General features: G+C 74.7%; 25 protein-coding genes and 1 riboswitch. Of the genes, 12 read left to right on the forward strand and 13 right to left on the reverse strand.

Going from position 1 to position 26,069, the window contains the following annotated elements; all coding sequences use genetic code 11:
• Positions 1-61 precede the first annotated feature (61 nt).
• Both fdhD and ABZK10_RS00660 read left to right on the forward strand, forming a co-directional pair.
• Positions 62-910 (forward strand): formate dehydrogenase accessory sulfurtransferase FdhD, encoded by an 849-nt coding sequence (gene fdhD / locus ABZK10_RS00655; protein ID WP_353807255.1) that lies wholly within the window; start codon positions 62-64, stop codon positions 908-910.
• Complete coding sequence (locus ABZK10_RS00660) at positions 907-2,088, forward strand: MarP family serine protease (RefSeq protein ID WP_353807256.1); 1,182 nt, start codon at positions 907-909, stop codon at positions 2,086-2,088. The genes fdhD and ABZK10_RS00660 overlap by 4 nt, the downstream gene beginning before the upstream one ends.
• Before the next feature lie 26 nt (positions 2,089-2,114).
• Here ABZK10_RS00660 and ABZK10_RS00665 read toward each other — a convergent pair whose 3' ends face one another.
• The 3 genes from ABZK10_RS00665 to ABZK10_RS00675 are packed head-to-tail and all read right to left on the reverse strand — an operon-like array spanning position 2,115 to position 4,960.
• Positions 2,115-3,155, reverse strand: a complete 1,041-nt coding sequence (locus tag ABZK10_RS00665; protein ID WP_353807257.1) for an LLM class F420-dependent oxidoreductase — start codon at positions 3,153-3,155, stop codon at positions 2,115-2,117.
• 11 nt (positions 3,156-3,166) lie between these two features.
• Entirely contained in the window at positions 3,167-4,099 is a 933-nt protein-coding gene (locus ABZK10_RS00670; protein ID WP_353807258.1) for an aldose 1-epimerase family protein, read from the reverse strand.
• 9 nt (positions 4,100-4,108) lie between these two features.
• Complete coding sequence (locus tag ABZK10_RS00675) at positions 4,109-4,960, reverse strand: DeoR/GlpR family DNA-binding transcription regulator (protein ID WP_353807259.1); 852 nt, start codon at positions 4,958-4,960, stop codon at positions 4,109-4,111.
• An 85-nt stretch (positions 4,961-5,045) separates the two neighbouring features.
• Here ABZK10_RS00675 and galT point away from each other — a divergent pair, with 85 nt between their 5' ends.
• Positions 5,046-6,197 (forward strand): galactose-1-phosphate uridylyltransferase, encoded by a 1,152-nt coding sequence (galT, locus tag ABZK10_RS00680; protein WP_353807260.1) that lies wholly within the window; start codon positions 5,046-5,048, stop codon positions 6,195-6,197.
• Positions 6,194-7,360 (forward strand): galactokinase, encoded by a 1,167-nt coding sequence (galK, locus tag ABZK10_RS00685; RefSeq protein WP_436408476.1) that lies wholly within the window; start codon positions 6,194-6,196, stop codon positions 7,358-7,360. The genes galT and galK overlap by 4 nt, the downstream gene beginning before the upstream one ends.
• A gap of 6 nt (positions 7,361-7,366) precedes the next feature.
• Here the strand turns inward: galK and ABZK10_RS00690 are convergent, their stop codons facing one another.
• Positions 7,367-7,864, reverse strand: coding sequence for a YbaK/EbsC family protein (locus ABZK10_RS00690; protein ID WP_353807261.1), 498 nt, complete (start codon positions 7,862-7,864; stop codon positions 7,367-7,369).
• Between the two features lie 43 nt (positions 7,865-7,907).
• Here ABZK10_RS00690 and ABZK10_RS00695 point away from each other — a divergent pair, with 43 nt between their 5' ends.
• Positions 7,908-9,182 (forward strand): APC family permease, encoded by a 1,275-nt coding sequence (locus ABZK10_RS00695; RefSeq protein ID WP_353807262.1) that lies wholly within the window; start codon positions 7,908-7,910, stop codon positions 9,180-9,182.
• 13 nt (positions 9,183-9,195) lie between these two features.
• On the opposite strand, the gene ABZK10_RS00700 is transcribed toward ABZK10_RS00695, so the two are convergent.
• Complete coding sequence (locus ABZK10_RS00700) at positions 9,196-9,615, reverse strand: hypothetical protein (protein WP_353807263.1); 420 nt, start codon at positions 9,613-9,615, stop codon at positions 9,196-9,198.
• A 140-nt stretch (positions 9,616-9,755) separates the two neighbouring features.
• Between ABZK10_RS00700 and ABZK10_RS00705 the strand changes: the two genes are divergently transcribed.
• Entirely contained in the window at positions 9,756-10,292 is a 537-nt protein-coding gene (locus ABZK10_RS00705) for a gamma carbonic anhydrase family protein (protein ID WP_353807264.1), read from the forward strand.
• A gap of 65 nt (positions 10,293-10,357) precedes the next feature.
• Here the strand turns inward: ABZK10_RS00705 and ABZK10_RS00710 are convergent, their stop codons facing one another.
• From ABZK10_RS00710 to ABZK10_RS00730, 5 genes are all read right to left on the reverse strand, one after another.
• On the reverse strand, positions 10,358-10,657 hold the full coding sequence (locus ABZK10_RS00710; RefSeq protein ID WP_353807265.1) for an HNH endonuclease signature motif containing protein: 300 nt from the start codon (positions 10,655-10,657) through the stop codon (positions 10,358-10,360).
• Positions 10,658-10,865: 208 nt separating this feature from the next.
• On the reverse strand, positions 10,866-11,441 hold the full coding sequence (locus ABZK10_RS00715) for a 13E12 repeat family protein (RefSeq protein ID WP_353807266.1): 576 nt from the start codon (positions 11,439-11,441) through the stop codon (positions 10,866-10,868).
• A 66-nt stretch (positions 11,442-11,507) separates the two neighbouring features.
• Complete coding sequence (locus tag ABZK10_RS00720; RefSeq protein ID WP_353807267.1) at positions 11,508-12,875, reverse strand: DUF6716 putative glycosyltransferase; 1,368 nt, start codon at positions 12,873-12,875, stop codon at positions 11,508-11,510.
• Positions 12,876-12,994: 119 nt separating this feature from the next.
• Positions 12,995-13,885 carry an N-acetylneuraminate synthase family protein gene (locus tag ABZK10_RS00725; protein WP_353807268.1) on the reverse strand — a complete coding sequence of 297 codons (891 nt, stop codon included), beginning with the start codon at positions 13,883-13,885 and terminating at the stop codon, positions 12,995-12,997.
• A 31-nt stretch (positions 13,886-13,916) separates the two neighbouring features.
• Positions 13,917-15,146 (reverse strand): cytidylyltransferase domain-containing protein, encoded by a 1,230-nt coding sequence (locus tag ABZK10_RS00730; protein ID WP_353807269.1) that lies wholly within the window; start codon positions 15,144-15,146, stop codon positions 13,917-13,919.
• 142 nt (positions 15,147-15,288) lie between these two features.
• Between ABZK10_RS00730 and ABZK10_RS00735 the strand changes: the two genes are divergently transcribed.
• Together ABZK10_RS00735 and ABZK10_RS00740 are read left to right on the forward strand one after the other, a co-directional pair.
• Positions 15,289-16,113 carry a hypothetical protein gene (locus ABZK10_RS00735; RefSeq protein WP_353807270.1) on the forward strand — a complete coding sequence of 275 codons (825 nt, stop codon included), beginning with the start codon at positions 15,289-15,291 and terminating at the stop codon, positions 16,111-16,113.
• Positions 16,114-16,161: 48 nt separating this feature from the next.
• Positions 16,162-16,902, forward strand: a complete 741-nt coding sequence (locus tag ABZK10_RS00740; RefSeq protein ID WP_436408477.1) for a sulfite exporter TauE/SafE family protein — start codon at positions 16,162-16,164, stop codon at positions 16,900-16,902.
• A 43-nt stretch (positions 16,903-16,945) separates the two neighbouring features.
• On the opposite strand, the gene ABZK10_RS00745 is transcribed toward ABZK10_RS00740, so the two are convergent.
• Both ABZK10_RS00745 and glyA read right to left on the reverse strand, forming a co-directional pair.
• Positions 16,946-17,827, reverse strand: a complete 882-nt coding sequence (locus ABZK10_RS00745; RefSeq protein ID WP_353807272.1) for a bifunctional methylenetetrahydrofolate dehydrogenase/methenyltetrahydrofolate cyclohydrolase — start codon at positions 17,825-17,827, stop codon at positions 16,946-16,948.
• A 4-nt stretch (positions 17,828-17,831) separates the two neighbouring features.
• Positions 17,832-19,106, reverse strand: coding sequence for a serine hydroxymethyltransferase (gene glyA / locus ABZK10_RS00750; RefSeq protein WP_353807273.1), 1,275 nt, complete (start codon positions 19,104-19,106; stop codon positions 17,832-17,834).
• 67 nt (positions 19,107-19,173) lie between these two features.
• Positions 19,174-19,256: riboswitch (ZMP/ZTP riboswitch) on the reverse strand.
• 100 nt (positions 19,257-19,356) lie between these two features.
• Between glyA and ABZK10_RS00755 the strand changes: the two genes are divergently transcribed.
• The 3 genes from ABZK10_RS00755 to ABZK10_RS00765 all read left to right on the forward strand — a co-directional run bounded on the left by ABZK10_RS00755 (position 19,357) and on the right by ABZK10_RS00765 (position 23,802).
• Entirely contained in the window at positions 19,357-20,895 is a 1,539-nt protein-coding gene (locus ABZK10_RS00755; protein WP_353807274.1) for a beta-N-acetylhexosaminidase, read from the forward strand.
• Positions 20,892-22,040, forward strand: coding sequence for an N-acetylglucosamine-6-phosphate deacetylase (locus ABZK10_RS00760; RefSeq protein WP_353807275.1), 1,149 nt, complete (start codon positions 20,892-20,894; stop codon positions 22,038-22,040). Before ABZK10_RS00755 ends, ABZK10_RS00760 begins: the two co-directional genes overlap by 4 nt.
• 262 nt (positions 22,041-22,302) lie before the next feature.
• Complete coding sequence (locus ABZK10_RS00765; RefSeq protein WP_353807276.1) at positions 22,303-23,802, forward strand: sigma-70 family RNA polymerase sigma factor; 1,500 nt, start codon at positions 22,303-22,305, stop codon at positions 23,800-23,802.
• Here the strand turns inward: ABZK10_RS00765 and ABZK10_RS00770 are convergent.
• Complete coding sequence (locus ABZK10_RS00770) at positions 23,757-25,040, reverse strand: MFS transporter (protein ID WP_353807277.1); 1,284 nt, start codon at positions 25,038-25,040, stop codon at positions 23,757-23,759. The two genes, ABZK10_RS00765 and ABZK10_RS00770, sit on opposite strands and share 46 nt — an antisense overlap.
• A gap of 182 nt (positions 25,041-25,222) precedes the next feature.
• Between ABZK10_RS00770 and purU the strand changes: the two genes are divergently transcribed.
• Positions 25,223-26,068, forward strand: coding sequence for a formyltetrahydrofolate deformylase (gene purU / locus ABZK10_RS00775; RefSeq protein WP_436408520.1), 846 nt, complete (start codon positions 25,223-25,225; stop codon positions 26,066-26,068).
• The last annotated feature ends 1 nt before the right edge of the window (position 26,069 follow it).

Below are 26,069 nucleotides of genomic sequence, written 5' to 3' on the forward strand. Positions count from 1 at the left end.
ACGCGCCGGGCGAGCCCGCACGCGATTTCCGCAACGCGTGCACACGGTGGAAGCTTGAGGCATGTCACGGATGACCATGCGGCGCCGCATCGAGCGGCTGCGGGTCGGCGCGGGCGACGCCGTCACGACGAGCCGCAGGGAGGACCGCATCGCGGTCGAGGAGCCGCTCGAGATCCGCGTGGGCGGCGCGCAGTTCGCCGTGACCATGCGCACGCCCGGCGACGACTTCGACCTGGTCGCGGGCTTCCTCCTCTCCGAGGGGGTGCTGGGCATCGGCGCGCCGGCCGCGATGCGGGTCTGCGCGGGTCCCGCGGCCGACGGCGAGCCGGGCGCCGAGAACGACTACAACGTGATCGACGCGACGCTCGGGCCGGATGCCTCGACCGAGGCCCTCGCCGACACCCGGCGCGTGCTCGCGACGAGCGCGTGCGGCCTCTGCGGCATCCCCTCGCTCGACGCCGTGACGAAGGCGTCCCGCTTCGACGTCGCCGACGACCCGATGCGCATCGACCTGCCCGTGCTGCTCTCGCTGCCCGATCGCCTCCGCGAGCACCAGCGCCTGTTCGACGACACGGGCGGCGTGCACGCCGCCGGCCTGTTCACGGCCGACGGCGACCTGCTCTGCCTGCGCGAGGACGTGGGCCGGCACAACGCCGTCGACAAGGTCGTCGGCTGGGCGATCCGCGAGGGACGGCTGCCCCTGTCGGGCACCGTGCTGCAGGTCTCGGGCCGGGCCTCGTTCGAGCTCGTGCAGAAGGCGAGGCTCGCGGGCATCCCGATGCTGTCGGCGGTGAGCGCGCCGTCGACGGCGGCGGTGGCGCAGGCGGATGCCGCGGGGCTGACGCTCGCCGGCTTCAGCCGCGGCACCGGGATCAACCTCTACACGCGCGGCGACCGGGTGGCGCGATGAACTGGACGCTCGTGCTCGACCTGCTGCTGATCGCGGCGCTCGCCGGCGCGTTCGTGCGGGGCTGGCGGAGCGGGCTGCTGCACACCGCGGGCGGACTCGCGGGCATCGTGGCAGGCGGCGTGGCCGCCTACTTCCTGCTGCCCGTGCTGATGACCTGGATCCCCTGGCCCGGGTGGCGCATCGCGGGCGCGTTCGCGGCCGCGCTGCTGCTGCTCGTGGCCGGGGCGTCGATCGGCGGCGCGATCGGTCGCATGCTGCGCAGCGGGGCGGAGACGGTGAAGCTCGCCCCGGTCGACCGTCTGCTCGGCGGCGCCGCGACGACGGTGGTCGCCGCACTCGTGATCGCCATGCTGGGCGGCGGCATCGCCGCGATGGGCGTGCCGTGGCTCTCGCCCGTCGTCGCGGGGTCGGCGATCGTGCGCGGCATCGACCGCCTGACGCCGGAGCCGGCGCGCGCGGTCATCGCGCAGGTGCGGCAGGCCGCGTTCGACGACGCGATCCCGTGGCTCTTCGACGCGCTCGGCCAGCCGACCGAGGCGCCGGAGATCCCCGAGGTCGACACCGCCGGCCCGGAGCTGCAGCAGGCCGCGCAGTCGGTGGTGCGCATCTCGGGCGCGGCGTTCCAGTGCGGCATCTCGGTGACGGGGAGCGGGTTCGTCGTCGCATCCGACCGCGTGGTGACCAATGCGCACGTCGTCGCCGGCATCGACGAGCCGGTCGTCGAGGCGCCCGGCCGCACGCCCGTGCCGGGCCGGGTCGTGTACTACGACGAGGAGGCCGACCTCGCGGTGATCGCCACGTCGGGGCTCGACGCCGCGCCGCTCGAGCTCGGCGACACGCTGGCCTCGGGCGCCGAGGCGGTCGTCGCGGGCTACCCGTACGGCGGGCCGCTCGAGGTGACGCCCGCCCAGGTGCTGTCGGCGGGGCCCCTGGTGTTCAACGGCACCCTCGCCGACCGGCCGCGCGATGCGTACACGCTGGCCGCGGCCGTCTACCAGGGCGACTCCGGCGGCCCGGTGCTCACGACCGACGGGGTCGTCGCGGGCGTCGTGTTCGGCAAGGCGCAGAGCGTCGACGACGTGGGCTACGCGGTGACCATGGTCGAGCTCGACCCGGTGGCGGACGCCGCGTCGGGGCTCACGCAGCCCGTCGCGACGGGCAGCTGCCACGCGGGCTGAGGCCGGCCCGTGGCATCCGCCCGCCCTCAGCCGACGATCGCGCGCAGCCCGCGCATGAGCGCCAGCCGCTCGTCGGCGTTGCGGCCGAGTGGCGCTGCCGCGAGCACGCCGACGCCCGCGGCCTCGAACGCGGCGACCCGCTCGGCCACCTGCGCCGGCGTGCCGACGAGGTTCAGCGCGAGCGCGAGCTCGTCGGGCACCGCGGCGACCGCCTCGTCCTTGCGGCCGGCGAGGTAGAGGTCCTGGATGCGGGCGGCGACGTCGCCGTAGCCGTAGCCCGTGACGAGCGTGTTGTAGAAGTTCTTGCCGCGCGCGCCCATGCCGCCGACGTACAGCGCGATCTGCTGCTTCACGGTCGGCAGCACGGCCGCCACGTCGTCGCCGATGTAGAGCGCGGTCGTGGCGAACACCTCGAGCGGGCCGAGCGCCGGGTCGCGACGGGCGGTGCCGGCGTCGAGCGCATCGCCCCACACGTCGCGCGCCCGCTCGGGGTGGAACAGCGTCGGCAGCCAGGCGTTCGCGATCTCGGCGGTCTGCTCGACCGACTTCGGGCCGAGCGCGGCGATGAGGATCGGGATGTCGGCGCGGACCGGCTCGTTGATGAGCTTCAGCGGCTTGCCGAGTCCGCTGCCCCGGTCGGCGGGCAGCGGGATCGTGTAGTGCGTCCCCTGATGTTCGAGGCGCTCGCGGCGCCAGACGGCCCGGCAGATCTCGACCGTCTCGCGCATGCGCCCGAGCGGGGCGTCGTAGGGCACGCCGTGGAAGCCCTCGATGGCCTGCGGGCCCGAGGCGCCGAGGCCGAGCGTGAAGCGCCCGTCGGAGACGAAGTCGAGGCCGGCGGCGGTCATCGCGGTGAGCGTGGGCGTGCGGGTGTAGAGCTGCAGGATGCCCGAGACCAGCCGCATCCGCTCGGTGCGCGCCGCGAGGAAGCCGAGTTGGCTGACCGCGTCGAACGAGTAGGCCTCGGGCACCACGATGACGTCGACCCCGGCCTGCTCGAGCGCCTCGACCTCGGCGGCGGCCTCGCGGAAGCCGCCGGCGTAGCTCAGCATCATGCCGATCTGCATGCGCGTGGCCCTCAGTCGGCCGAGAATCCGGCGAAGCGGATGCCCCAGCGGACCTCCCACTGCTCGCCGGGGTGCAGCCAGCGCACGCCCTTGCCCGAGTTGAACCCCTCGGCGGGGGCCGTCATCGGCTCGATCGCGATCGCCTGGTCGCCGTCCTCGCCCGGGAACGTGCGGGTCGTGTACACCTGCACGTAGCCGAACGCGTCGTCGGCCCACATCGCGACGCTGCGGCCGTCGGGCGCGGTGAGCGAGTGCACCGACTCCCCGTCGACCAGCTCGACCTCGCCGAACGCGTCGTCGAGCTGGAGACCCGCGACCTCGGCGCCGTCGCGCAGGTCGAACGCCGTGCCCTCGACCGGCACCTCGCCGGTCGGGAGGAGCCGCTCATCGACCTCGATGTGGCTCGCCGCGGCGAGGCGCAGCTCGAGCGTCTCGGTGCGCACGTCGCCGATCTTCAGGAACGGGTGGGTGCCGACCGCCACCGGGGCGGGCTCGTGGCCGAGGTTCTCGATGAAGTGCGTGACGTCGAGCCCGTCGGAGACCAGCTCGTAGCGCACGGCGGTGCGGAGCAGGAACGGGTAGCCGAGCTGCGGGTAGATGTCGGCGCCGAGGGTGACCGAGTCGCGGTCGCGGTCGAGCTCGTGGTAGGCGGTGTACCGCAGCAGGCCGTGGATGGCGTTGTTGCGGGCGGGCTCGGTGATGGCGAGCTGGTGCACCTGCTCGTCGTGCATCCAACGGCCGTCGCGGATGCGGTTGGGCCAGGGCACGAGCACGATGCCCGAGCCGCTCGGCGGGCTCGAGTCCTCGGGGAAGCTCGGCACCAGGTCGATGCCGTCGATGCTGAGGGAGCGGATGCCCGCCGCGAGTGCCGTGATGGTGGCGCGGAGTTCGCCGCTCGAGGTGGTGGTGCTGAGCTCGAACTGCTCGCCCGTGGGAAGCGTCATCCCCCCAGCCTAGGGCGATCCCGGCGCGTCCGCGTCGGCGACCTGCACGGCCAGCCCCGCCTCGCGCAGCTCGTCGAGGAGCGCCGGCGGCGCAGCGGCGTCGGTGACGAGGCGGTCGAACGCGTCGACGGCCGCGATGCGACCGAGGTGCACCTCGCCGAGCTTCGCGGCGTCGGCGACGACGATCGCCCGCGAGGCCGATTCGAGCATCTGCCGCTTCACCGCGGCCTCGGGCAGGTTGGCGTTGGTCACGCCCCCGGCGGCGTCGACGCCGTTGCATCCGATGACCGCGAGGTCGGCGTGGACCTCCTGGAGCAGGGTGCCGGCGAGCGGGTGCACGAGCGAGTGCTGCCGGGGTCGCAGGGTGCCGCCCGTGACGACGACCGTGAAGCGCGGGATCTCGGGTTCGAGCTCGAGCGCGATGCTGAGCCCGTTGGTGAGCACGGTGACGTCGGACAGGTCGTCGCGCGCCCGCAGGGCCCGGGCGACCGCGAGGGTCGTGGTGCCGACGTCGAGGATGACGCTCTGCCCGGACTGCACCAGTGCCGCGACGGCCCGGCCGATCTGCTCCTTGGGCACGATCGACGAGGCGAGGGCCTCCTCGAAGCTCGGCTCGCGCTCGGGCCGGGAGCCGACCGTGCCCGCATCCGCGGGCACGGCGCCGCCGTGCACGCGGCGGATGTCGCCCGAGCGCTCGAGCGCGTCGAGGTCGGCGCGGGCGGTGACGTCGGTGACGCCGAAGGCGCGGCCGAGCTCGGAGACGCGCACGAACCCGCGCTCGGCGACCAGCGCCAGCGCACGCTCGCGACGCACGCCCGCGGGCAGCGGCGGGCGTGGGTCGCCGGCGGGTTCCACGTCCATGCGCAGCATCCTGCCCTGTGTCGGATGCTTTCGCAATGCAAAGACACTTGTTTGCGAAAGCAAAGCGACGTAGGCTGGGCCCGCCATGACCCACACCACCTCCACCGACGCCGCCGTCGACGACCGCATCGCGGTACGCCGCACCTCGCTCGCCGACGGCCGCGACCTCATCTACTTCGACGACGCCGACACCGTGCTCGGGCCCGAGCGCGCGGTCGACGAGCGCGAGCTCGCCCCGCGGCCCGCGACCGCCGAGATGCGCCAGGACCCGCTCACGGGCGAGTGGGTGTCGATCGCGGCGGCACGCCAGAACCGGGCCTTCCTGCCGCCGGCCCACCTCGACCCCCTGTCACCGCAGTCGCCGGGCAACCCGTCGGAGATCCCGAGCCGCTACGACGTGGCCGTGTTCGAGAACAAGTCGCCGTCGTTCGGCCCGGAACTGGGCCTGCCCGCGGGCGAGGACGACGCCGCCGCGCTCGCCGCGTACCGCTCGGTGGGCCTCGGCCGCACCCGCACCTCGGTAGGCCGCTGCGAGGTCGTCTGCTTCAGCCCCGACCACGAGGGCTCGTTCGGCACCCAGACGCCCTCGCGCGCACGCACCGTCATCGAGGCCTGGGCGCAGCGCACCGCGGAGCTGTCGGCACTGCCGGGCATCCAGCAGGTCTTCCCGTTCGAGAACCGCGGCGAGGCCATCGGCGTCACCCTGCACCACCCGCACGGCCAGATCTACGCCTACCCCTACGTCACGCCGCGCACGCAGCGGCTGCTCGACTCGGTCGACGCGTACGGCCCGACCCTCTTCGCCGACCTGCTCGAGCGCGAGCGCACCGGCGAGCGCGTGCTCATCGCCGGCGAGCACTGGACCGCGTTCGTGCCCTTCGCGGCGCGCTGGCCGATCGAGGTGCACCTCCTGCCGAACCGGCACGTGCCCGACCTCGCCGCCACGACGCTGGAGGAGCGCGAGGAGCTCTCCACGCTCTACCTGCGGGTCCTGCGCGGCGTCGACGCGCTCTACGACACGCCCACGCCCTACATCGCCGCCTGGCACCAGGCGCCCGTGCACGAGCACCGCGACGACGTGCGGCTCATGCTGCAGCTGACCAGCCCGCGCCGCGCGGCCGACAAGCTGAAGTTCCTCGCCGGATCTGAGGCGGCCATGGGCGCCTGGATCGGCGACGTGCCGCCGGAGACGCAGGCCGCCGCCCTGCGCGAGGCCATCGAGGGGGTCGAGCTGTGAGCGCACAGGACGTGGTGGCCGAGGCATCCGACGGATTCGCGGCACGGTACGGGCACGCCGCCGACGGCGTGTGGTCGGCGCCCGGGCGCGTGAACCTCATCGGCGAGCACACCGACTACAACGACGGGTTCGTGTTCCCGTTCGCGATCGATCGGCGCACGGCGCTCGCACTGGGTGCGCGCGGCGATCGGATGCTGCGCGTCGCGAGCACGTTCAGCGACGACGTGGTCGAGCTCTCGCTCGACGACCTCGCCCCCGACGCGGTGTCGGGCTGGTCGGCGTACCCGCTCGGCGTGGCCTGGGCGCTCGGCGAGTCGGGCGCCGACCTGTCGGGCGTTGCGGGCGTCGACCTCTTCGTGGCATCCGACGTGCCGATCGGCGCGGGGCTGTCGTCGTCGGCCGCGATCGAGAGCGCCGTGGCGCTCGCGCTCGACGAGCACTGGGGGCTCGGGCTCGACCGGCCCACGCTCGCCAAGGTCGGCCAGCTCGCCGAGAACCGCGCGGTCGGCGCGCCGACGGGCATCATGGACCAGTCGGCGTCGCTGCTCGGCGAGGCCGACGCGGGCGTCTTCCTCGACTGCCGGAGCCTGGACGCCGACGTGATCCCGCTCGGGTTCGACGCCGACGGGCTCGCGCTCGTCGTGATCGACACGCGCGTCGAGCACGCGCACGCCACGGGCGGGTACGCCGCCCGTCGGGCGTCGTGCGAGGCCGGCGCGGCCGCGATGGGCGTCGGCTCGCTGCGCGACCTCGACGTCGACGACCTCGAGCGCGCGGCATCGCTGCTCGACGACGAGACCTTCCGGCGGGTGCGCCACGTGGTGACCGAGGACGCGCGCGTGCTCGACACCGTGCGCACGCTGCGCGAGCAGGGCCCGACCGCGATCGGGCCGCTGCTCGACGCGTCGCACGTGTCGATGCGCGACGACTTCGAGATCTCGGTGCCCGAGCTCGACCTGGCCGTCGAGACGGCGCAGGCGCACGGCGCGATCGGCGCGCGCATGACCGGCGGCGGCTTCGGCGGGTCGGCGATCGCGCTCGTGACCGAGCCGCTCGTGCCCGTGATCGAGCGGGTCGTGCGCGAGGCGTTCGCGGAGCGCGGCTACGCGGAGCCCGGCGTGTTCACGGTGAAGGCGTCGCAGGGCGCCCGACGGGAACGCTGAGCCCGATCACGCGTCGGCGGGCTCGACGGCGCTGGGCGTGCCGCCCGTGACCCGCACGAGCTCGTCGAAGCTCGTCGGGAACACCGTGCGGGCGTGGCCGGCGGCGGCCCAGACCACGTCGTAGCGGGCCAGGTGCGTGTCGACGATGGTGCGCACGGGCGACGGATGCCCCACCGGGGCGACGCCGCCGATCACCTGCCCCGTGGCATCCTTCACCCGCTCCTTCGAGGCGCGGCCGATGGTGCCGCCGAGCTCGGCGCCGAGCCACTCGGTGTCGACGCGGTGCGCGCCCGAGGTGAGCACGAGCAGCGGCTCGTCGTCGAGCAGGAAGACGAGCGAGTTCGCGATCTGGCCCACCTCGATGCCGAGCGCGTCGGCGGCGAGCTGGGCGGTCGTCACGGCGCCGTCGAACCAGCGGATCTCGGGTTCGAGTCCGTGCGCCGCGAGCGCCTCCTGCACGCGGTCGACGGCGGGGTGGGCGGGCGTGGGCTGCGGCGTGGTCACGTCGGCGATCCTAGGCGACACCCGCGCGCGGTAGGGTGCGGCCGTGACCGCAGACCGGCCCGGCTCCCCCGACCTCTCGCGTGCGCTCGGCCTGCGCGACGCGACGGTGATCGGCGTCGCGTCGATGGTGGGCGCCGGCGTGTTCGCGGCGTTCGCGCCGGCCGCGCGGGCCGCCGGCGACGGGCTGCTGATCGGGCTGGCCATCGCCGCCGTGATCGCGTTCGCCAACGCCACCTCGTCGGCGCAGCTCGCCGCGCGGTACCCACGTGCGGGCGGCACGTACGTGTACGGCCGCGAGCGCCTCGGCCCGTGGTGGGGGTTCCTCGCCGGGTGGGGGTTCGTGGTCGGCAAGACCGCGAGCTGCGCGGCCATGGCGCTGACATTCGCCGCGTACGTCGCGCCCGACGGCTGGGAGCGGCCGGTCGCCACGCTCGCGGTCGCGGTGCTCGCCGGGGTGAACCTGTTCGGTGTGACCCGCACCGCGGGGCTCGCGACGATCATCGTGACGATCGTGCTGCTGGTGCTCGCGCTGGTCGTGGCATCCGGCGTCGCGGGCGCGCTGCCGGGCGGCGGGCTGCTCGATCCGGCCGGGCTCGTCGCCGAGGGCTGGTACGGCATCCTGCAGTCTGGCGGCCTGCTGTTCTTCGCGTTCGCGGGGTATGCGCGCATGGCCACGCTGGGCGAGGAGGTGCGCGAGCCGTCGCGCACGATCCCACGGGCGATCGTGCTCGCGCTCGCGGTCGCGGTCGTCGTCTACGCGTCGGTCGGGGTGGTCGCGCTCGCCTCGCTCGGTGCGTCGGCGCTGGGCGCGTCGACGGCGCCGCTCGTCGACGTGGTGCGGGCGAACGACTGGGGCTGGGCCGCACCGCTGGTGCGGGTCGGCGGGGCGGCCGCGTCGCTCGGCGCGCTGCTCGCGCTCATCGCGGGCGTCGGGCGCACGAGCCTCGCGATGGCGCGCGAGGGCGACCTGCCGGCACCGCTGGCGCGGGTGGGCGCCGGGTTCCGGGTGCCGTGGGTGGCGGAGGCATCCGTCGCCGTCATCGTCATCGTGCTGGTGCTGACCGTCGATGTGCGCGGGGCGATCGGGTTCTCGTCGTTCGGGGTGCTGCTGTACTACGTCGTCGCGAACGCCGCGGCGTTCACCCAGCCCCGCGAGGACCGGAGGTACCCGCGCTGGGTGCAGGTGCTGGGGGCGATCGGATGCCTCGTGCTGGTCGCGACCCTGCCATGGCTGTCGGTCGTGGCCGGCGTGGTCGTGTTCGCGGTCGGGGTCGCGGGGCGGCTCGTGGTGCTCGCGGTGCGGGGGCGGCGGGGCTGAGTGCGCCTGCCGGCTACTCGACCGAGCAGCCCTCGTTCACGAGGCCCGAGAGGTCGACCGGGATGTACTGAAAGGCGCCGCTCGGCCACGGCGACCAGACGACCCAACCGGTCGGGGCGTCACAGTCCGCCGGCTCAAGGAAGGCGATGCGCATGCTGGTGTTCGGGTCCAGGAACTGCGGAGCCTCAAGCCACCAGTCCCGGCCGGACGCATCTCGCCAGCCTCGCAGAATGATGGGAGCCAGAGCTGTTGGCGGGTTCGACACGGACAACTCCAGGTAGCCGGGGTCGCAGCACAGCATGACGCCTTCCGCACTGGGCGCACTCAGATCGGGAACCGATGCCGCCGCCCGCGGCACGGTGGCCGCGACGGCGATTGCGGGGGCCGTCCAGGCGATGGCCCTCGCTGCGGCGCGCCTCGAGATCTCGTCCACGTCACTCCGTTCCGTACCGGCGAGTTCGCATATCGCTGAAAGTAGCGGAACCGGTTGGGCGCGCACCGTCCGGCGCAAAGATGTGGAGAGTCGACGACCCCGCGTGATTCCGGCGACGCGCGGATCGCTAGTCTGACGCCATGACCGTCGATGCCGCCGCCCACGTCCGTTCGCTGCCCGGCATCGCCGCACCGTCGGTGGACGACTCGGCGTTCGTCGCCGCGGGTGCGGTGCTCGTCGGGAACGTGCGCCTGGAGGCCGGGTCGAGCGTCTGGTACAACGCCGTACTGCGCGCGGAGGCCGAGCCGATCGTGCTGGGCGAGGGGTCGAACCTGCAGGACACGGTGGTCTGCCACGTCGACCGCGGGTACCCGTTGACCCTGGGCCGCGGGGTGTCGGTGGGCCACGGGGCGGTGCTGCACGGCTGCACGATCGAGGACGACTGCCTGGTCGGCATGTCGGCGACCGTGCTGAACGGCGCGGTGATCGGGTCGGGGTCGCTCGTCGCCGCGGGTGCGGTCGTGCTCGAGGGCACGGTCGTGCCGCCGGGGTCGCTCGTGGCGGGCGTGCCGGCGAAGGTGCGGCGCGAGCTGAGCGACGAGGAGCGCGCGGGCATCCGCCGCAACGGCGAGTCGTACCTGCGGCACACGGTCGTGCACCGCGGCGACGTCGAGTAGCACCCCGGCGGTCGCGGGCATCGCATCTCGGCCGCCGGATCGAAGCCGGGCGGGCGCGGCACGCGTCAGAAGGGCGGGTGGGGCTCGCGTTCGGGCATGCGTTCGGACTCGCGCGTGACCGACATCGGCTCGGCCGGATCGGTCGTGTACTCCCGCCCCAGTGGACTCCGCCACTCGAGCACCCCGCCGCCCCGTTGGACGACCCGCCATCCGGCCTCGTGTTTCAGGTGGTGGTGCCGGGCGCAGAGGTGCGCGAGATTGTCGTGGCCGGTCTCTCCGCCCGCGGCCCAGTCGACCGTGTGGTCGATCTCGGAGGCATCCGCCCGCCGATCGCACCCCGGGAACCGGCACGTGCCGTCGCGCACCCGCAACCTGGCACGCAGGCCTGGCGGCACCGCATAGCGGTCGCGCCCGTTGCCGCGTCGTCGCCGGCCGCGAGCAGCAGGTCGGCGAGCACGTCGGCGCGCAGCTGGGCGTCGGTGCGCTCCTCGCCCTCGAGTGCGCCCAACCGGCCGGCGGTGTCGGTGAGTCGCGCGTCGATGCGGGCCGCCGCCACTGCGGGCAGGTGTGCCGTCAACCACGCCATGCCGTCGCGGTCGGGCTCGACGCGGGCAGCGATGCGGCCTCGTCGGCGATCGTGCGGGCGTGCAGGTAGGAGATGCGCCCGTCGAGCGCGGCGGTCATCGTCGCGTCGAGCCCGTCGGCCAGCGCCTCCGCCTCGCCCAGCCAGCGTGCGACCGCACCCTCGGTCGTTCGGGTCGCGCACGCGATCTCCGCGGTCAGCGATCGGCGCACGAGTTCCGCCCGGCGGCGCGGCGACTCCACGCGTAGACCGGCGCGCTCGCGCACCGCGGCGCGCTCCTCGTCGATGGCCGCAGACTCGCGCTGCGCGGCTGCGACGAGCGACGCACGTCGCGCAGCGACCCGATCGAGCTGCGCCGTCAGCGCGGCGATCTCGATCACGTGGAGGTCGAGCAGCGCCGCGCGCCGCGCGTCGGCGGGCAGCCCGGAGGCATCCGCCGACTCCCCCCGCCGCCATTCGTCGATGACGTCGTCGAGCAGCGCCCACTCGATGTCGATCTCGTCGGGCGCGGGCAGGCGCGGCGGCGCGTCGACCACCGGAATCGCGTCGTGCCCTGCTTCCTCCATACCCTCATGCAAGCAGTGACCACCGACATTCCCCGCGCGGCATGCGCGACCGGGACCGGCCGCGACTCAGGCCGACCGGCTCGGCACCCGCTCCGGGACGGCGTGGAACCCGGCGGGCGCGGATGCCCCGGGCCGCAGCGCCGCACGCACCCGGCGCGCGCGACGGAGCACCCAGCGCGCGGGCAGCGCGACGGCCGTCGCGGCGGCACCGGCCACGGCCGCGGGACCCGTGTCGTGCGAGCCCAGCATCCGCCGCCGCTCGTAGGCGCGCCGCAGCGCGCCCCCGGTCAGGTTGTGCCGGCGCACCCGCGGCGCCAGCTCGCCACGGTCGCGCGCGACCACCAGTTCGACGAGCCGCGCGATCCAGTCGTCATCGGTCGCGGGGTGGAAGTAGTTGTCGTCGAGCCAGCCCGGGTCGGGGTGCCGGTACTCCCCCGCCGTGAACGCGTCGTGACCGGCGAGCAGCCCGCTGCCGGCGAACACCGTGTTGATCATGGCCCGGTCGATGCCGAAGTCATCGAGCAGCAGCGCCGGCACCCCCGCCGCGACCGCCTCCAGCACCGCCGTCGAGCTCACGGTGACCAGCGCCGCGGCGTCGCGCAGGTGCGCCGACATCGGGCCGTCCTCCACGACGAGGTTCGCGGGCACCGATCCCGGCCCACCGGCCGCCGCGCGCGCCGCCAGCAGGTCCTGCAGGTCGTGCGCCTCGGCATGCGTCTGCGCCTCGCCCGAGCGGGCGCGCACCTTCACGACGACCCGGCGCTGCGGCTGCGCGCGCGCCGCGTCGACCAGCCAGTCGACGAGGCGCTCGCGGTCCTCGAGCTGGCGGGGCACCTTCGCCTGCACGGCGAAGACCACGTCGGCGCGCACCGGCGCGTCGGCGACGGCGTCGTGCCCGCCGGCCGCATCCGCCCCCGCACCCGCCCCGGACGCCCCCAGGAACGGCAGCCGCGCCAGCCCGAACCGCAGGTCCACCGGCAGGCCGGCCGCGTTGCGCGAGAACTCCCGCACCTCGCGCCGGCTGTGCAGCACGACGAGGTCGGACTGCTCGCGGTAGACGATCGCCTTGGGCTCGGCCGGGATCGTGATGCCCGGGAACCCGCTCACGATCACGGGGCGATCGGCCCGCGCGGCCAGCCGCGGCGCGACCACCCGCACGAGCGGACCGCGCAGCGCGAGGAGCACCACGTCGGGCCGCCGCACGTCGACGATCGTGTCGAGCCCGTCGAGGTCGACCACGCGCAGGGCGTCGAGCGCGCACGCGGTGCCGTCGAGGGCGACCCGCACCTGGCGGGCGCTCGGCAGCACGGGCGAGTCGAGCAGCACCACCTGCACCCGCCACGACCCCGGCACGCCCGAGCCCGGGCGCAACGGCCCCGGCAGCGCCGACGCGAGCGACGCGCCCCACTTCAGGTAGGAGTCGCTGTCGGCCACCACGAGCATGCGGCGCGGGCGCCCGGCACCCGCATCCGCCCGCCCGGCCGCAGCCGCAGCCGCAACCGCAGCCGCAGCCGCCGACCCGATCACCGGACCCGACCCGTTCCACGCCCCGCTCACGGCACCAGCACCCGCCGCAGCTTCGCGCGCGGCCCCTCCTCGCCCGGGTGGACGCGCTTGATGCCGTCGCCCATGGCCTCGCCGATGATTCGGATGTCGCGCACGAGGTGCCGCAGCCCCTGCGGCTCGAGCGAGGCGGCGTGGTCGCTGCCCCACATCGTGCGGTCGAGCGTGATGTGCCGCTCCACCGCGACGGCGCCGAGCGCGACGGCCGCGAGCGAGACCTGCAGGCCCGGCTCGTGCCCCGAGTAGCCGACCGGTACGCCCGGGTAGCGCAGCTGCAGCGTCTGGATCATGCGCAGGTTGCCCTCGGCCGCGGGCATCGGGTAGCTCGAGGTGGCGTGCAGCAGCACGAGCCGCTCGGTACCGAGCGCCGCGACCGCGCGGTCGACCTCGTCGATCGTCGACATGCCCGTCGAGCAGATGACCGGGCGCCCGGTCGCGGCGATCGCACCCAGCAGCTCCAGGTCGGTGACCGACGCCGACGCCACCTTGTAGGCGACCGGTTCGTGCCCGAACGCAGCCAGGGACTCGAGGAACGCCACCGACGGCACGTCCCACGGCGAGGCGAACCAGTCGAGGCCCCGGGATGCCGCGTGCTCGGCCACCGCACGGTACTCCGCGACGCCGAACTCGACCCGCCGGCGGTAGTCGAGGTAGCTCATGGTGCCCCAGGGCGTCTCGCGCGGCACGTCGCGCATGTGCTCGGGCGTGGAGATCTCCGGCGTGCGCTTCTGGAACTTCACCGCCTGCGCACCCGCGTCCGCCGCCACGTCGATCAGGCGGCGGGCGATATCGACGTCGCCGTTGTGGTTCAGCCCGATCTCGCCGATGACGTAGACCGGTTCGCCGTAGCCGACCGCGGTGCGGCCGATGCGGATCGACATGGGTTCCCTCCCGGGGCTCGGTTGCGGCCGCTCAGTGCCAGATGGCCCCGGCGAGCGCCGGAGCCGGTTCGGTGCGCCGCACCCGTGCGGCCGCGCGGCCGCCGAGCACGAGGTCGGACAACTCGCGCACGGCACCGTCGCCGCCGGAACGCGTGAGCACGTGGCGTGCCAGGGCGAGGGCCTCGGGCGCGGCGTCCGCCACGACCACCGGCCAGCCGACGATCCTGAGGCACCCGAGGTCGCCGACGTCGTTGCCGAGGTAGGCGATGCGACCGAGCGCCACGCCACGGCGCTCGGCCCAGGCACGCAGGTCGACGGCCTTGTCGGCCGAGCCGTGCACGACGTCGACGCCGAGCTTCGCCGCCCGGGCCGCGACCACCGCGTGCTGCTCGACGGACAGGATGAGCATCGGGACCCCGGCCTCGCGGAGCATGCGCACCCCGTGCCCGTCGCTGCGGCTGACGCGCACGGTCTCCGCCCCGTCGCCGCCCACGTGGGCGGTGTCGTCGGTGTGCACCCCGTCGAAGTCGGTCACCACCGCGTCGACGTCGATGCACGGCACCGCGGGCACGAGCGCCGATGGCGAGACGACGGCCGCGAGCGCGTCGGCCAGGGCGAGGTCTGCGGGCGTGTCGATCTCGAGGGCGTGCGCGTCGGGCACGAGGCGGAACCCGATACGGCCGAAGAACCGGTGCTCGGCGCGACGGAACCCGTCGGCGCGCATCGCGTAGAAGGCGCCGGTCTCGCGGTACTCCGCCTCGCGGTCCTGCCGGCGCAGCCTGGCGCCCTCGCTGTGGTTCACGCCCGCCGCACCCCGCGGCGTGTGCCGCCACAGGAAGGCGTGGCTCTCGACCGCCGAGAAGACCACGTCGGCGTCGCCGCGCCGCACCTCCGCCACGGCGGCGTCGAGGTCGGCGGGGTCGATGAACGGCGAGGTCGCCTGCACGAACACCAGCACCTCGGCCGTGCGCCCGCGGGCCTCGAGGGCGTCGAGCGCGTGCAGCAGCGCCGACTCGGAACTGGCCGCGTCGCCCGAGAGGTCGGCCGGGCGGTCGACGACCTCGGCTCCCGCCGCCTCGGCGGTGGCGGCGATCTCGGCGTCGTCGGTCGAGACGACCACGCGGTCGACGGATGCCGCGGCGAGCGCCGCGCGCACCGCACGCGCGACCAGCGGCACGCCCGCCACCTCGCGCAGGTTCTTGCCGGGCACGCCCTTCGAGCCGCCGCGGGCGGGGATGAGGGCGATCACCTCGGAGGGCATGTCGCGAGGCTAGGAGCGCGAGTTGGCCCCGCGATGATCGGCGGGTGAACGGCACGGGCGGCGCCGGTGAACGGATCGGCGCTGCGCCGAGTGGAGGCATGGCTCCGCTAGCGTGTGTCGGAACGTCGAAGGAGGCCCGAGCATGCGGATCCGGCCCACCCGACGCGCGCACCTCGCAGCGCTCGCCCTCGCCCCGGCCGTCGCCCTCGCCCCCGCCCTCGCCGGCTGCGCGGCCGCATCGTCGGCGGCGCGGGACGCGGCGTCGCAGGCCGCCGCACGGGCCGCGGCCGCCGACCTCGCGCGGGGCCTGTACCGGCACGGCACCGACACGATCGACGACTACGCCCGCTGGGCGGATGCCGACACCGCCGGCGGGAGCATCGAGCTGATCGGCACCGACGCCTACGCCGGAGCGGTGCACGGCGAGCCGTTCGGCGCACTGCGGTTCCGGGTCACGCTGCGGCCCTCCGGGCAGGGCGCCCCGTACGTCGCCTGCTTCGCGTCGGAGTTCGACTACTGGGGCGTCGTGACGCCCGGCCGATCCGGCTGGGACGACGATCGCGCGGTGGCCCGCGATGTCGACTGCCCGCCGGACGCGACCCGCATCGAGCCGCCCGAGGACACCCGCACCGTGTACGTCGTGCCCGACGGCACGGAGGAACTCGTCGTCGAGGTGCTCGCGGCGGCGCCCGCATCGCCGTCGGCCGACGAGGTCGTGGCCGAGGTGCGCGAGCGGATGCCGCGGCCGACCGGCGAGCGCGAGGCGGCGTTCGCGCCCGCCGCCGTGGTGCGCGACGGCGAGATCGGCTTCGCGATGGGCGACGCCGACGACTGCCTGCTCGTCAGGCGCGACGCCCGGGGCGTGCAGGTGCTGCGCGTGCCGCGCGTGCGGCTGCTGCCGGGCGAGCTCGGCTGCGGCCCCGACACCGCGCTGGCTCCGGACGAGCTCCTGAGCCCTCCGCACTGAGCGGGCGCCGCACCGACCCGACGCACGGGCACGGCTACGGTGGAACCCGTGCCCGACCTGACCGCCCTCGCCTGGGCGCTGCTCGCGTTCTCGGCGTTCATGGTCGGGGTCTCGAAGACCGCGCTCCCCGGCGCGAACACCATCTCGATCGCCCTGTTCGCGGCCGTGCTGCCGTCGCGTGCGTCGACGGGCGCGCTGCTGCTGCTCCTGATCGTCGGCGACGTGCTCGCGCTCTGGCTCTACCGTCGGCACGCCGACTGGGGCGCGCTCGTGCGGCTCGCGCCGGCGGTCGGCGTCGGCATCGTGCTCGGCGTGCTCTTCCTCGCCGTCGCCGACGACGCCTGGGTGCGCCGGGTGATCGCCGTGATCCTCCTGCTCGTGATCGCGTTCACGCTCTGGCGACGGTGGCGCACGTCGGCCGACGCACCGGTCGGCGGGCGTGTGGCCGCCTGGGGCTACGGCTCGCTCGGCGGGTTCACCACGATGGTCGCGAACGCGGGCGGCCCGGTGATGACGATGTACTTCCTCGCGTCGCGCTTCCCGGCGGCCGCCTTCCTCGGCACCGCGGCCTGGTTCTTCGCGATCGTGAACCTCGTGAAGGTGCCGTTCTCGATCGGGCTCGGCATCATCACGCCCGCGACGCTCCTGCTCGACATCGTGCTCGTGCCGGCCGTGCTCGTCGGCGGTCTGGTCGGTCGCAGCCTGATGCGACGGATGCCGCAGCGGGTGTTCGAGCGGATCGTGATCGTGCTGACCGTGGCCGGCGCGCTCTACCTGCTGTTCCTGTAGGGCTGCTGCGGCCGGGGAAGCCGCGGGGCGACCGCGGCCCGTGCTACCGCAGCCGGAGCTCGGCGGCCTTCACCACGTTCGCGAGCAGCATCGCCCGGGTCATCGGCCCCACGCCGCCGGGGTTCGGCGACAGGTGGCCGGCGACCTCCGCGACCGCCGGGTGGACGTCGCCCGTGATCCGGCCCTTGCCGGTCTCCTCGTCGGGCACGCGCGAGACGCCCACGTCGAGCACCGCGGCACCCGGCTTGACCCAGTCGGGCTGCACGAGGTGCGGCACGCCGACGGCCGCCACGACGATGTCGGCCCGGCGCACCTCGGCGGCCAGGTCGGCGGTGCGCGAGTGGGTGAGGGTCACCGTCGCATCCAGCCCCTTGCGGGTGAAGAGCAGCCCGAGCGGGCGCCCGACCGTGATGCCGCGCCCGATCACGACCACGTTGCGACCGCGGATCGGCACGTCGTAGCGCTGCAGCATCTCGACGATGCCCGCGGGCGTGCACGGCAGGGGCGACTGCAGCTCGCCCTCGATGCCGAGCACGAGCCGGCCGAGGTTGGTCGGATGCAGGCCGTCGGCGTCCTTGTCGGGGTCGACGAGTTCGAGCATGGCGTTCTCGTCGTGACCCGGCGGCAGCGGCAGCTGCACGATGTAGCCGGTGACCTCGCGGGCCGAGTTCAGGTCGGCGATCGCGGCCCGCACGTCGGCGGAGGTGGCCGCCGCGGGCAGGTCGATGCGGATCGACTCGATGCCGACCTCGGCGCAGTCGCGGTGCTTGCCGGCGACGTACCAGCGCGAGCCCGGGTCGTCGCCGACGAGCAGCGTGCCGAGCCCCGGCACGATGCCGTGCTCGCGCAGGTTGTCGATGCGCGAGCGCAGCTCGTTCTTGATGGCCGTCGCCGTGGCGACCCCGTCCAGCCTGACCGCGGTCATGCGGCTACTGCTCGAGGCCGGGGTAGAGCGGGAAGCGCGCGGTGAGCGCTTCGACGCGCGAGCGCAGGGCGGCGACGTCGGCGCCGGGCTTCAGGGCCTCGGCGATGACGTCGGCCACCTCGACGAACTCGGTGTCGCCGAAGCCGCGCGTCGCGAGCGCGGGCGTGCCGATGCGCAGGCCGGAGGTGACCATCGGCGGGCGCGGGTCGAACGGCACCGCGTTGCGGTTCACCGTGATGAGCGCCGAGTGCAGGATGTCCTCGGCCTGCTGGCCGTCGAGCTCGGAGGTGCGCAGGTCGGCGAGCACGAGGTGCACGTCGGTGCCGCCCGTGAGCACGTCGACGCCCGCGGCGCGGGTGTCGTCGGCGGTGAGGCGCTCGGCGAGGATCTGCGCGCCGCGGATGGTGCGCGCCTGCCGGTCGCGGAACTCCTCCGACGCGGCGATCTTGAACGCGGTCGCCTTGGCGGCGATGACGTGCATGAGCGGGCCGCCCTGCTGGCCGGGGAAGACGTTGGAGTTGAGCTTGCGGGCCAGCTCGGTGTCGCGGCTCACGATGAAGCCCGAGCGCGGGCCGCCGATGGTCTTGTGCACGGTCGACGAGACCACGTCGGCGTGCGGCACGGGCGACGGGTGCAGTCCTGCGGCGACGAGACCGGCGAAGTGCGCCATGTCGACCCAGAGCTTCGCGCCGACCTCGTCGGCGATCTCGCGGAACGCGGCGAAGTCGAGCTGGCGCGGGTAGGCCGACCAGCCGGCGATGATGACCTGCGGCTTGTGCTCGCGTGCCCTGTCGCGCACGACGTCCATGTCGACGAGGAACGTCTCGGGGTCGACGCCGTAGGAGACGGCGTTGTAGAGCTTGCCCGAGAAGTTCAGCTTCATGCCGTGGGTGAGGTGGCCGCCGTGGGCGAGCTCGAGGCCGAGGATGGTGTCGCCGGGCGTGGCGATGGCCGAGAGCACGGCGGCGTTCGCGGTCGCGCCCGAGTGGGGCTGCACGTTGGCGTACTCGGCGCCGAAGAGCGACTTCGCGCGGTCGATGGCGAGCTGCTCGGCGACGTCGACGTACTCGCAGCCGCCGTAGTAGCGGCGTCCCGGGTAGCCCTCGGCGTACTTGTTGGTGAGCACCGAGCCCTGCGACTGCAGCACCGAGACGGGCACGAAGTTCTCGCTCGCGATCATCTCCAGGTAGTCGCGCTGGCGACCGAGTTCCTGCTCGAGGACGGCGGCGATCTCGGGGTCGACGACCTCGAGCGGCTGGTTGAAGACGGACTCTGCCAAGGCTGGCTCCTTCAGGACACGCGTACCGGATGGTGGATGCTGCCGCGGCGACTCGCGCCGAGGCATCCGCTCCGGCCCAGGCGAACGGTCGGATGCGTGCCAGTCGCTCCCCGATGGTCACCCATCTCAACGCCAGTCGCGACGCCTGACAGCATAGCAACGGATGCCTCGGAACCCGCGGCTCACCGACCTCCCGCCGCGACGGTCCGCGTGGGACAATAGTTAGGATTCCTGCCTATTGAGTGAACGGATGCCGACGATGCCACTGCCCGCCCTCATCCCCGCACCGGTCTCGGTCGAGGCGCCCGACGGCGCGGCGCCGTTCGTGCTCGAGCCGGGCGCGCGCGTGGTCGTCGCCCACGACGACGCGCGGCCGGTCGGCGGGCTCCTCGCGGACCTGCTCGGTCGCGCGACCGGCGGCGCACCCGCGGTGGTGCACGACCCGGCGCGGCGCGGCGACCTCGTGCTCGAGCTCGACGCCGCCGCCGCGGACGACGACGAGGGCTACCGGCTCGAGGTCGCCGACTCCGGCGTGCGCATCGCCGCGCCGCACCCCTCGGGGCTGCACCACGGCGTGCAGACGCTGCGCCAGCTGCTGCCCGTCGCGCTCGAGGCATCCGCCGGCCCCGACCCCGTGCCGGTCGCCGTGCCGGCCGTGCGCATCGCCGACGCCCCGCGCTTCGCCTACCGCGGCGTCATGCTCGACGTCGCCCGTCGCTTCTTCACGGTCGAGCAGGTCGAGCGCCTCATCGACGAGGTCGCGCTCCTGAAGGTCAACCACCTCCACCTGCACCTCACCGACGACCAGGGCTGGCGCATCGCGGTCGAGGCGTACCCCGCGCTCACCGGCGTGGGCGCCTCGACCTCGGTCGACGGACGGGGCGGCGGCCACTACTCCGCGGCCGACTACGCGCGCATCGTCGCCCACGCGGCATCCCGCCACCTCACGGTCGTGCCCGAGGTCGACCTGCCGGGGCACACCCATGCCGCGCTGTCCGCGGTGCCCGAGCTGCACCCCGACGGCGTCGCGCCGGAGCCGTACGAGGGCGTCGACGTCGGCTTCTCGGGGCTCGACCCGCACCTGCCCGCCACGTGGGCCTTCGTGGAGCGCGTGCTCGGCGAGGTCGCGGCGATGACGCCCGGACCGTACCTGCACATCGGCGGCGACGAGTCGCTCGCCACGAGCGACGCCGACTACCTCGCGTTCGTCGCCCGCGCGACGGCGATCGCCGCGGGCACCGGCAAGACCGTGATCGGCTGGCACGAGCTCGGGCGCTCACCCGAGCTGCCGCGCGGCACGATCGGGCAGTACTGGAGCTGGACCACCCCGCAGGACGACAGCGCGGCGCGCACCCGATCGTTCGTCGCGCAGGGCGGCCGGGTCATCCTGTCGCCGTCGGACGTGGCCTACCTGGACATCTCGTACCCCGACGGCGGCGACGGCCCGGGCGGCCGGCCCCTCGGACAGGACTGGGCGAACGGCCCGACCTCGCTCGCCGACGCGTACGGCTGGGACCCCGCGCGCATCGTGCCCGGGCTGGCGGAGGCCGACATCCTGGGCATCGAGGCACCCCTCTGGACCGAGACGATCCGCACGCTGCCCGAGGCCGAGTGGATGCTCTTCCCGCGCCTCGCCGCGGTCGCGGAGATCGCCTGGTCGCCCGCCTCGCCCGAGCGCGACCTCGACGGGTTCGCGCGACGCCTCGACGCGTTCCGTGCCCGTCTCGACGCCATGGGCGTCGCCTGCGGGCCGACCGGCACGGGCGCGGCGCATAGGGTGGCCGGGTGAGCACCGTCATCCACTCCGCCCGCCGCGCGGGAAGCGGCGACGTCCTCGTCGACGCCTGGGTGCGATTCGCCGACGGCGTGGTCGCCGAGACCGGGCGCGGCGACGGCTGGCGCGCGCACGCGGGCGCCGACACGACGGTGACGGATGCCGCGGGGCGCTGGCTCGTGCCCGGCTTCGTCGACCTGCACTGCCACGGCGCGGGCGGCGCCTCGTTCGACGAGGGACCCGAGGCGATCGCGACGGCGCTCGCGGTGCACCGGCGCCACGGAGCGACCCGCTCGGTGCTCTCGCTCGTCTCCGCGCCCGCGGATGCGCTCACCGAACGGCTCGCCGTCGTGCGCGATGCCGCCCGCGCCGACCCGCGCGTGCTCGGCAGTCACCTCGAGGGGCCGTTCCTGCAGCCCGAGTACCGCGGCGCACACGACCCCGCGGCACTCGTCGCCCCCGATGCGGCCGCCGTCGACCGCCTGCTCGAGGCCGCCGACGGCACGCTCCGCATGGTCACCATCGCGCCGGAACTGCCCGGCGCGCTCGACGCGATCGCGCGCCTCGTCGCCGCCGAGGTGACGGTCGCCGTCGGGCACACCGCGGCCACGTTCGACCAGGCGCTCGCGGCGTTCGACGCCGGCGCCTCCGTGCTCACCCACGCCTTCAACGCCATGCCCGGCATCGGCCATCGCGCACCCGGGCCCATCGCGGCCGCGATGCGCGAGTCGCACGTCACCCTCGAGATCATCAACGACGGCGTGCACGTGCACCCCGAGGTCGTGCGCCTCGCGTTCCTCGGTGCGCCCGGCCGCGTCGCGCTCGTGACCGACGCGATGTCGGCCACCGGGGTCGGCGACGGCGAGGCCGTGCTCGGCGGGCTCGAGGTCGTCGTCGCCGACGGCGTCGCCCGCCTGCGCGACGGCGGCGCCATCGCGGGCTCCACCCTCACGCTCGACGACGCCGTGCGGCGCACGGTCGTCGACTGCCGCATCGACCCGGTGCAGGCGATCGATGCGGCGACGGTCGCGCCCGCCGCGGCGATCGGCCGCTCGGTCGACCTCGGCAGGCTCGAGCCGGGCTGCGCCGCCGACGCCGTGCTGCTCGACGACGCGCTGCGGGTCCAGCAGGTCGTCAGCTCGGGGCATCCGCTCGCCTGATCCGCCGGGTCCTGCGACGAGGGGGCCCGGGGGCGTGTTCCCCATCGCCCCCGGACCCGGCCCGTCGGTTCCGCTCCCCCGAGCGGACTCCACGCGCTCCCCCCGAGCGGGCCGCGTGCGCCCCTCACCCGAAGAGATGCGGCGTCGGCGGTTTCATGACGCGGGTTCCGCGACGAATGCGACACGACGAGGTTCCTGAGCGAACTTCGCGAATCTCTGGTGGAATGGCTGGTACCCGAACCGAATACCCCCGAGAGCCCGCGTGAGCCCCCTGATACCCGCACGCTCGCTGCACCGGCAGAGCGACGCCCGGCTGGTCGAGCGCGCCCGCGAGGGCGACCGCGACGCGTTCGGCGAGCTCTTCCGCCGCCACGCCTCCGCCGGGGTGACGGTCGCCCGCTCCTTCTCCACGCTCGATCCCGACGACCTCGTCGCCGAGGCCTTCGCGCGCATCTACGACGCCGTGCTCGCCGGCGGCGGGCCCCGCGGGGCGTTCCGCCCGTACCTGTTCACGACCATCCGCAACACCGCGGCCAGCTGGGGCCGGCGCGACCACGAGCTGCTCGTCGACGACCTCGACGCGCACGCCGACCCCGCCACCGACGAGCACGCCGCGCTGAGCGCCCTCGACCGCGGGCTCACCGCCCGCGCGTTCCGCTCGCTGCCGACCCGGTGGCAGGAGGTGCTCTGGTACTGCGAGGTCGAGCAGATGGCCCCGCGCGAGGTCGCGCCGCTGCTCGGCATGTCGGCCAACGCGACCGCCGCCCTCGCCTACCGCGCGCGCGAGGGACTGCGCCAGGCGTGGATCAACGTGCACCTGCAGGAGTCTGACCCCGACACCGACTGCGGCTGGACCGTCGAACGCCTCGGCGCCTACGCACGCGGCCGGCTCGGCGCACGCGACCGGGAGCGGCTCGACGAGCACCTGGACGACTGCGCGCGCTGCACGATCGTCGCGGTCGAGGCGCACGAGGTGGGCTCGCGGCTCGCGATGGTGCTGCTGCCGCTCACCGCGGGGGTGACCGGCGCGACGGCGTACGCCGGCTGGCTGCAGGCCGGAGCGCCGGCGACGGTCGTCGCGCTGGGCGCGGGAGCCGGCTCCGCGGCCGGGTCATCGACGGGCTCGGGATCGGGCGTGAGCGGCGGCGCGATCGCGGGCACCGCGATCGGCACGGCCGCGGTGGCCGCGTCGGTGGTCGCCGCCGTCGCCCTCGGCCCCGCGCTGGTCGGGGAGACGGATGCCACGAGCGCCGCCCCCGCCGCGGTGGTCGCCGCACCCGACGTGGCCGGCGAGGACGCGAGCGACGACGGATCGGCGCCGGGGCCGGCACCCATCGAGGAGCTCGTCGAACAGACGCCCGACGCGAGCGACCCGCGCGCGACCGAGGAGCCCGAGCCCGACGAGGCGGACGATGCGGACGGCGCCCCAGAGGCGACCCCCGATGCCGCGCCCGCACCGTCACCCGAGACGGTCGCACCCGCTCCCCCGCCCACCGAGGACGCCGCCGACGAGCCGGTCGCCGCCGACACCCCGACCGTGTCGGTGCAGCTGTCGGGCGGCGTGCTGCACGACCTGGCGGTCACCGGCCTGCCCGGCGCGACCGTCGCGATCCTGGTCGACGGGCAGCTCGCCCAGCTCCTGGTGCTCGACGCGGACGGCACGAGCGAGACGATCCCCCACTGGATCGTCGGCCCGCACGTGGAGCTGGCGGCGGCTTACGTCGTCGACGGCGCGCTCGGCACGGCGGTGCCGATCGGCTGACGCCGAGCGCGGAGCACGGGCGCCAGCACGGCGCCGACCGCCGCGAGCAGCACGACCGCGAACGCGAACGGCAGCGCGACGACGCCGAGCCCGCCGTAGAGCAGTGCGCCGACCATGGCGCCGCCCCCGATGCCGATGTTGAACGCCGTCGTGTAGAGCGCGCTCGCGACGTCGCGGATGCGCGGCGACGCGCTCTGCAGCAGTCGGGTCTGCAGCAGCGGCGGGATCGCCCCGAACGCGACGCCCCACAGCGCGAATGCGACGAGCGCGAGCGCGGTCGCGCCCTGCGCGAGCACGATGCCGACGACGGCGACCGCGGCGACCACCATGGCCCCGACCAGCCCGGCCGTGGGCCGGCGCCCGAGCACCGAGCCCGCGAGCACGAGCCCGACCGCGCCGGCGATGCCGTAGACGAACAGCAGCGGACCGACGCTCGCGGAGCGCACGCCGACGACGTCGGTGAGCAGGGGCGCGACGTACGTGTAGACGGCGTACTGCCCGATCATCGTGAGCGCGGTCACGACGCAGACCGCGAGCACCGCGGGCACGGTGGCGTCGCGGAGCGCGGGGCGCTCGGCGACCGACCCGGCGGGCTCCGCGGCCCGCTCGGCAGAGGCGGCGCCGTCGGACGCGGCATCGTCGGCCTCGGCGACGGGCAGCACGGCCCGCACGAGCACCGCGCCGAGCGCCGTGAGCACGCCCACCAGCAGGAACGCGGTGCGCCAGCCGGCCGCCTGGCCGAGCGACGTGGCCAGCGGCACGCCGAGCACGAGCGCCACGGTGCCGCCGCCGAGCACGACGGCGACGGCGCGGCCGACGAGCTCGCGCGGCACGAGGCGCGCGGCGTACGCCGCGACGAGCGCCCAGAACACGCCGTGCGCGAGGCCGCCGACGATGCGCGAGCCCACGACCCACGCGTAGTCGGGCGAGATCGCGGTGAGGAACTGCGCACCCGCGAGCACGCCGAGCGCGATCACGAGGAGCCGGCGGCGCGGCATGCGCTGGGTGAGCGCGGTCAGCGGCGCGCTGGTCGCGACCACGGTGAACGCGAACACGGTGACGAGCAGCCCGATCGACGGCTCGGGCACGAGCAGGTCGGCGCTCATCTCGGGCAGGAGACCCGCGGGGAGCATCTCGCCGGTGATGGAGAGGAAGACCGCGGCCCCGAGCACGGCGAGCGGGGTCCACGGGAAGGCGCGCGAGCGCGCGCGAACGGATACGGATTCGGTGGCAGTCATGGTGCAGCTGTCCCGACGGCGTTCCCCGCCGGCGGCATGTCCACGCGGGCGGGTCGACTACGCGCTGTTGTGCGCGCCCAGGGCCGACGGTGACCGTCGACCGCGGGCCAGTCTACCCGATGCCATATCCTTGCCGGGTGAACAGCGCGCCTGACGCACCCGAGCACGTGGCATCCGAACACCTGCACCACTGGGTCCTCTCCTTCGTCTGCACCGACGGGCCCGGCATCGTGCACGCCGTGAGCGGGGCGATCGTCGCGGCGCGCGGCAACATCACCGAGAGCCAGCAGTTCGCGAGCCTCGACACGGGCCGCTTCTTCATGCGCCTCCAGGTCGAGTCGCCCGCCGGCCGCGACGAGTTCGCCGAGGCGCTCGCCCCGGTCGTCGCGCGCTTCGACATGGACTGGCGCCTCGACGAGGTCGGCCGCCCCTCGCGCACGCTCGTGCTCGCCTCGACGGCCGGCCACTGCGTGAACGACCTGCTCTTCCGCCAGCGCGCCGGCCAGCTGCCGGTCGAGATCCCGCTCGTGCTCTCCAACCACGGCACCCTCCGCGACCTGGTCGACTTCTACGGCGTGCCGTTCGAGTCGCTGCCGGTGACGGATGCCGCCTCGAAGGCCGCGTTCGAGGCCCGCGTGCTGCAGGCCGTCGACGAGCACGACATCGAGTTGGTCGTGCTCGCGCGCTACATGCAGATCCTCAGCCCCGAGCTCTGCGCCGCGCTCGAGGGGCGTTGCATCAACATCCACCACTCGTTCCTGCCCGGCTTCAAGGGCGCGAACCCCTACCGCCAGGCGCACGCGCGCGGCGTGAAGCTGATCGGCGCGACGGCCCACTTCGTCACGAGCGACCTCGACGAGGGCCCCATCATCGAGCAGAACGTCGTGCGCGTCGACCACAGCCGCACGCCGTCCGAGCTCGTCGCGATCGGGCAGGACGAGGAGAGCCGCACGCTCACCCAGGCCGTGAAGTGGTTCGCCGAGCACCGCGTGCTGCTCGACGGGGCCCGCACGATCATCTTCCGCTGAG

The organism is Agromyces sp. SYSU T00194 (assembly GCF_040496035.1).
Classification (GTDB): Bacteria; Actinomycetota; Actinomycetes; order Actinomycetales; family Microbacteriaceae; genus Agromyces; species Agromyces chitinivorans.

What these genes read in the sequence shown, in the direction of transcription:
- ABZK10_RS00725 (WP_353807268.1), bottom strand. Translation starts at nt 13,885, where the DNA reads ATGTCGATCCGCATCGGCCGCACCGCGGTCGGCTACGGCGAACCGGTC.
- ABZK10_RS00665 (WP_353807257.1), bottom strand. Translation starts at nt 3,155, where the DNA reads ATGCAGATCGGCATGATGCTGAGCTACGCCGGCGGCTTCCGCGAGGCC.
- ABZK10_RS00730 (WP_353807269.1), bottom strand. Translation starts at nt 15,146, where the DNA reads ATGCCCTCCGAGGTGATCGCCCTCATCCCCGCCCGCGGCGGCTCGAAG.
- ABZK10_RS00675 (WP_353807259.1), bottom strand. Translation starts at nt 4,960, where the DNA reads ATGGACGTGGAACCCGCCGGCGACCCACGCCCGCCGCTGCCCGCGGGC.
- ABZK10_RS00715 (WP_353807266.1), bottom strand. Translation starts at nt 11,441, where the DNA reads ATGGAGGAAGCAGGGCACGACGCGATTCCGGTGGTCGACGCGCCGCCG.
- ABZK10_RS00660 (WP_353807256.1), top strand. Translation starts at nt 907, where the DNA reads ATGAACTGGACGCTCGTGCTCGACCTGCTGCTGATCGCGGCGCTCGCC.
- ABZK10_RS00755 (WP_353807274.1), top strand. Translation starts at nt 19,357, where the DNA reads ATGCCGACGATGCCACTGCCCGCCCTCATCCCCGCACCGGTCTCGGTC.
- ABZK10_RS00770 (WP_353807277.1), bottom strand. Translation starts at nt 25,040, where the DNA reads ATGACTGCCACCGAATCCGTATCCGTTCGCGCGCGCTCGCGCGCCTTC.
- ABZK10_RS00705 (WP_353807264.1), top strand. Translation starts at nt 9,756, where the DNA reads ATGACCGTCGATGCCGCCGCCCACGTCCGTTCGCTGCCCGGCATCGCC.
- ABZK10_RS00670 (WP_353807258.1), bottom strand. Translation starts at nt 4,099, where the DNA reads ATGACGCTTCCCACGGGCGAGCAGTTCGAGCTCAGCACCACCACCTCG.
- galT (WP_353807260.1), top strand. Translation starts at nt 5,046, where the DNA reads ATGACCCACACCACCTCCACCGACGCCGCCGTCGACGACCGCATCGCG.
- ABZK10_RS00745 (WP_353807272.1), bottom strand. Translation starts at nt 17,827, where the DNA reads ATGACCGCGGTCAGGCTGGACGGGGTCGCCACGGCGACGGCCATCAAG.
- fdhD (WP_353807255.1), top strand. Translation starts at nt 62, where the DNA reads ATGTCACGGATGACCATGCGGCGCCGCATCGAGCGGCTGCGGGTCGGC.
- ABZK10_RS00735 (WP_353807270.1), top strand. Translation starts at nt 15,289, where the DNA reads ATGCGGATCCGGCCCACCCGACGCGCGCACCTCGCAGCGCTCGCCCTC.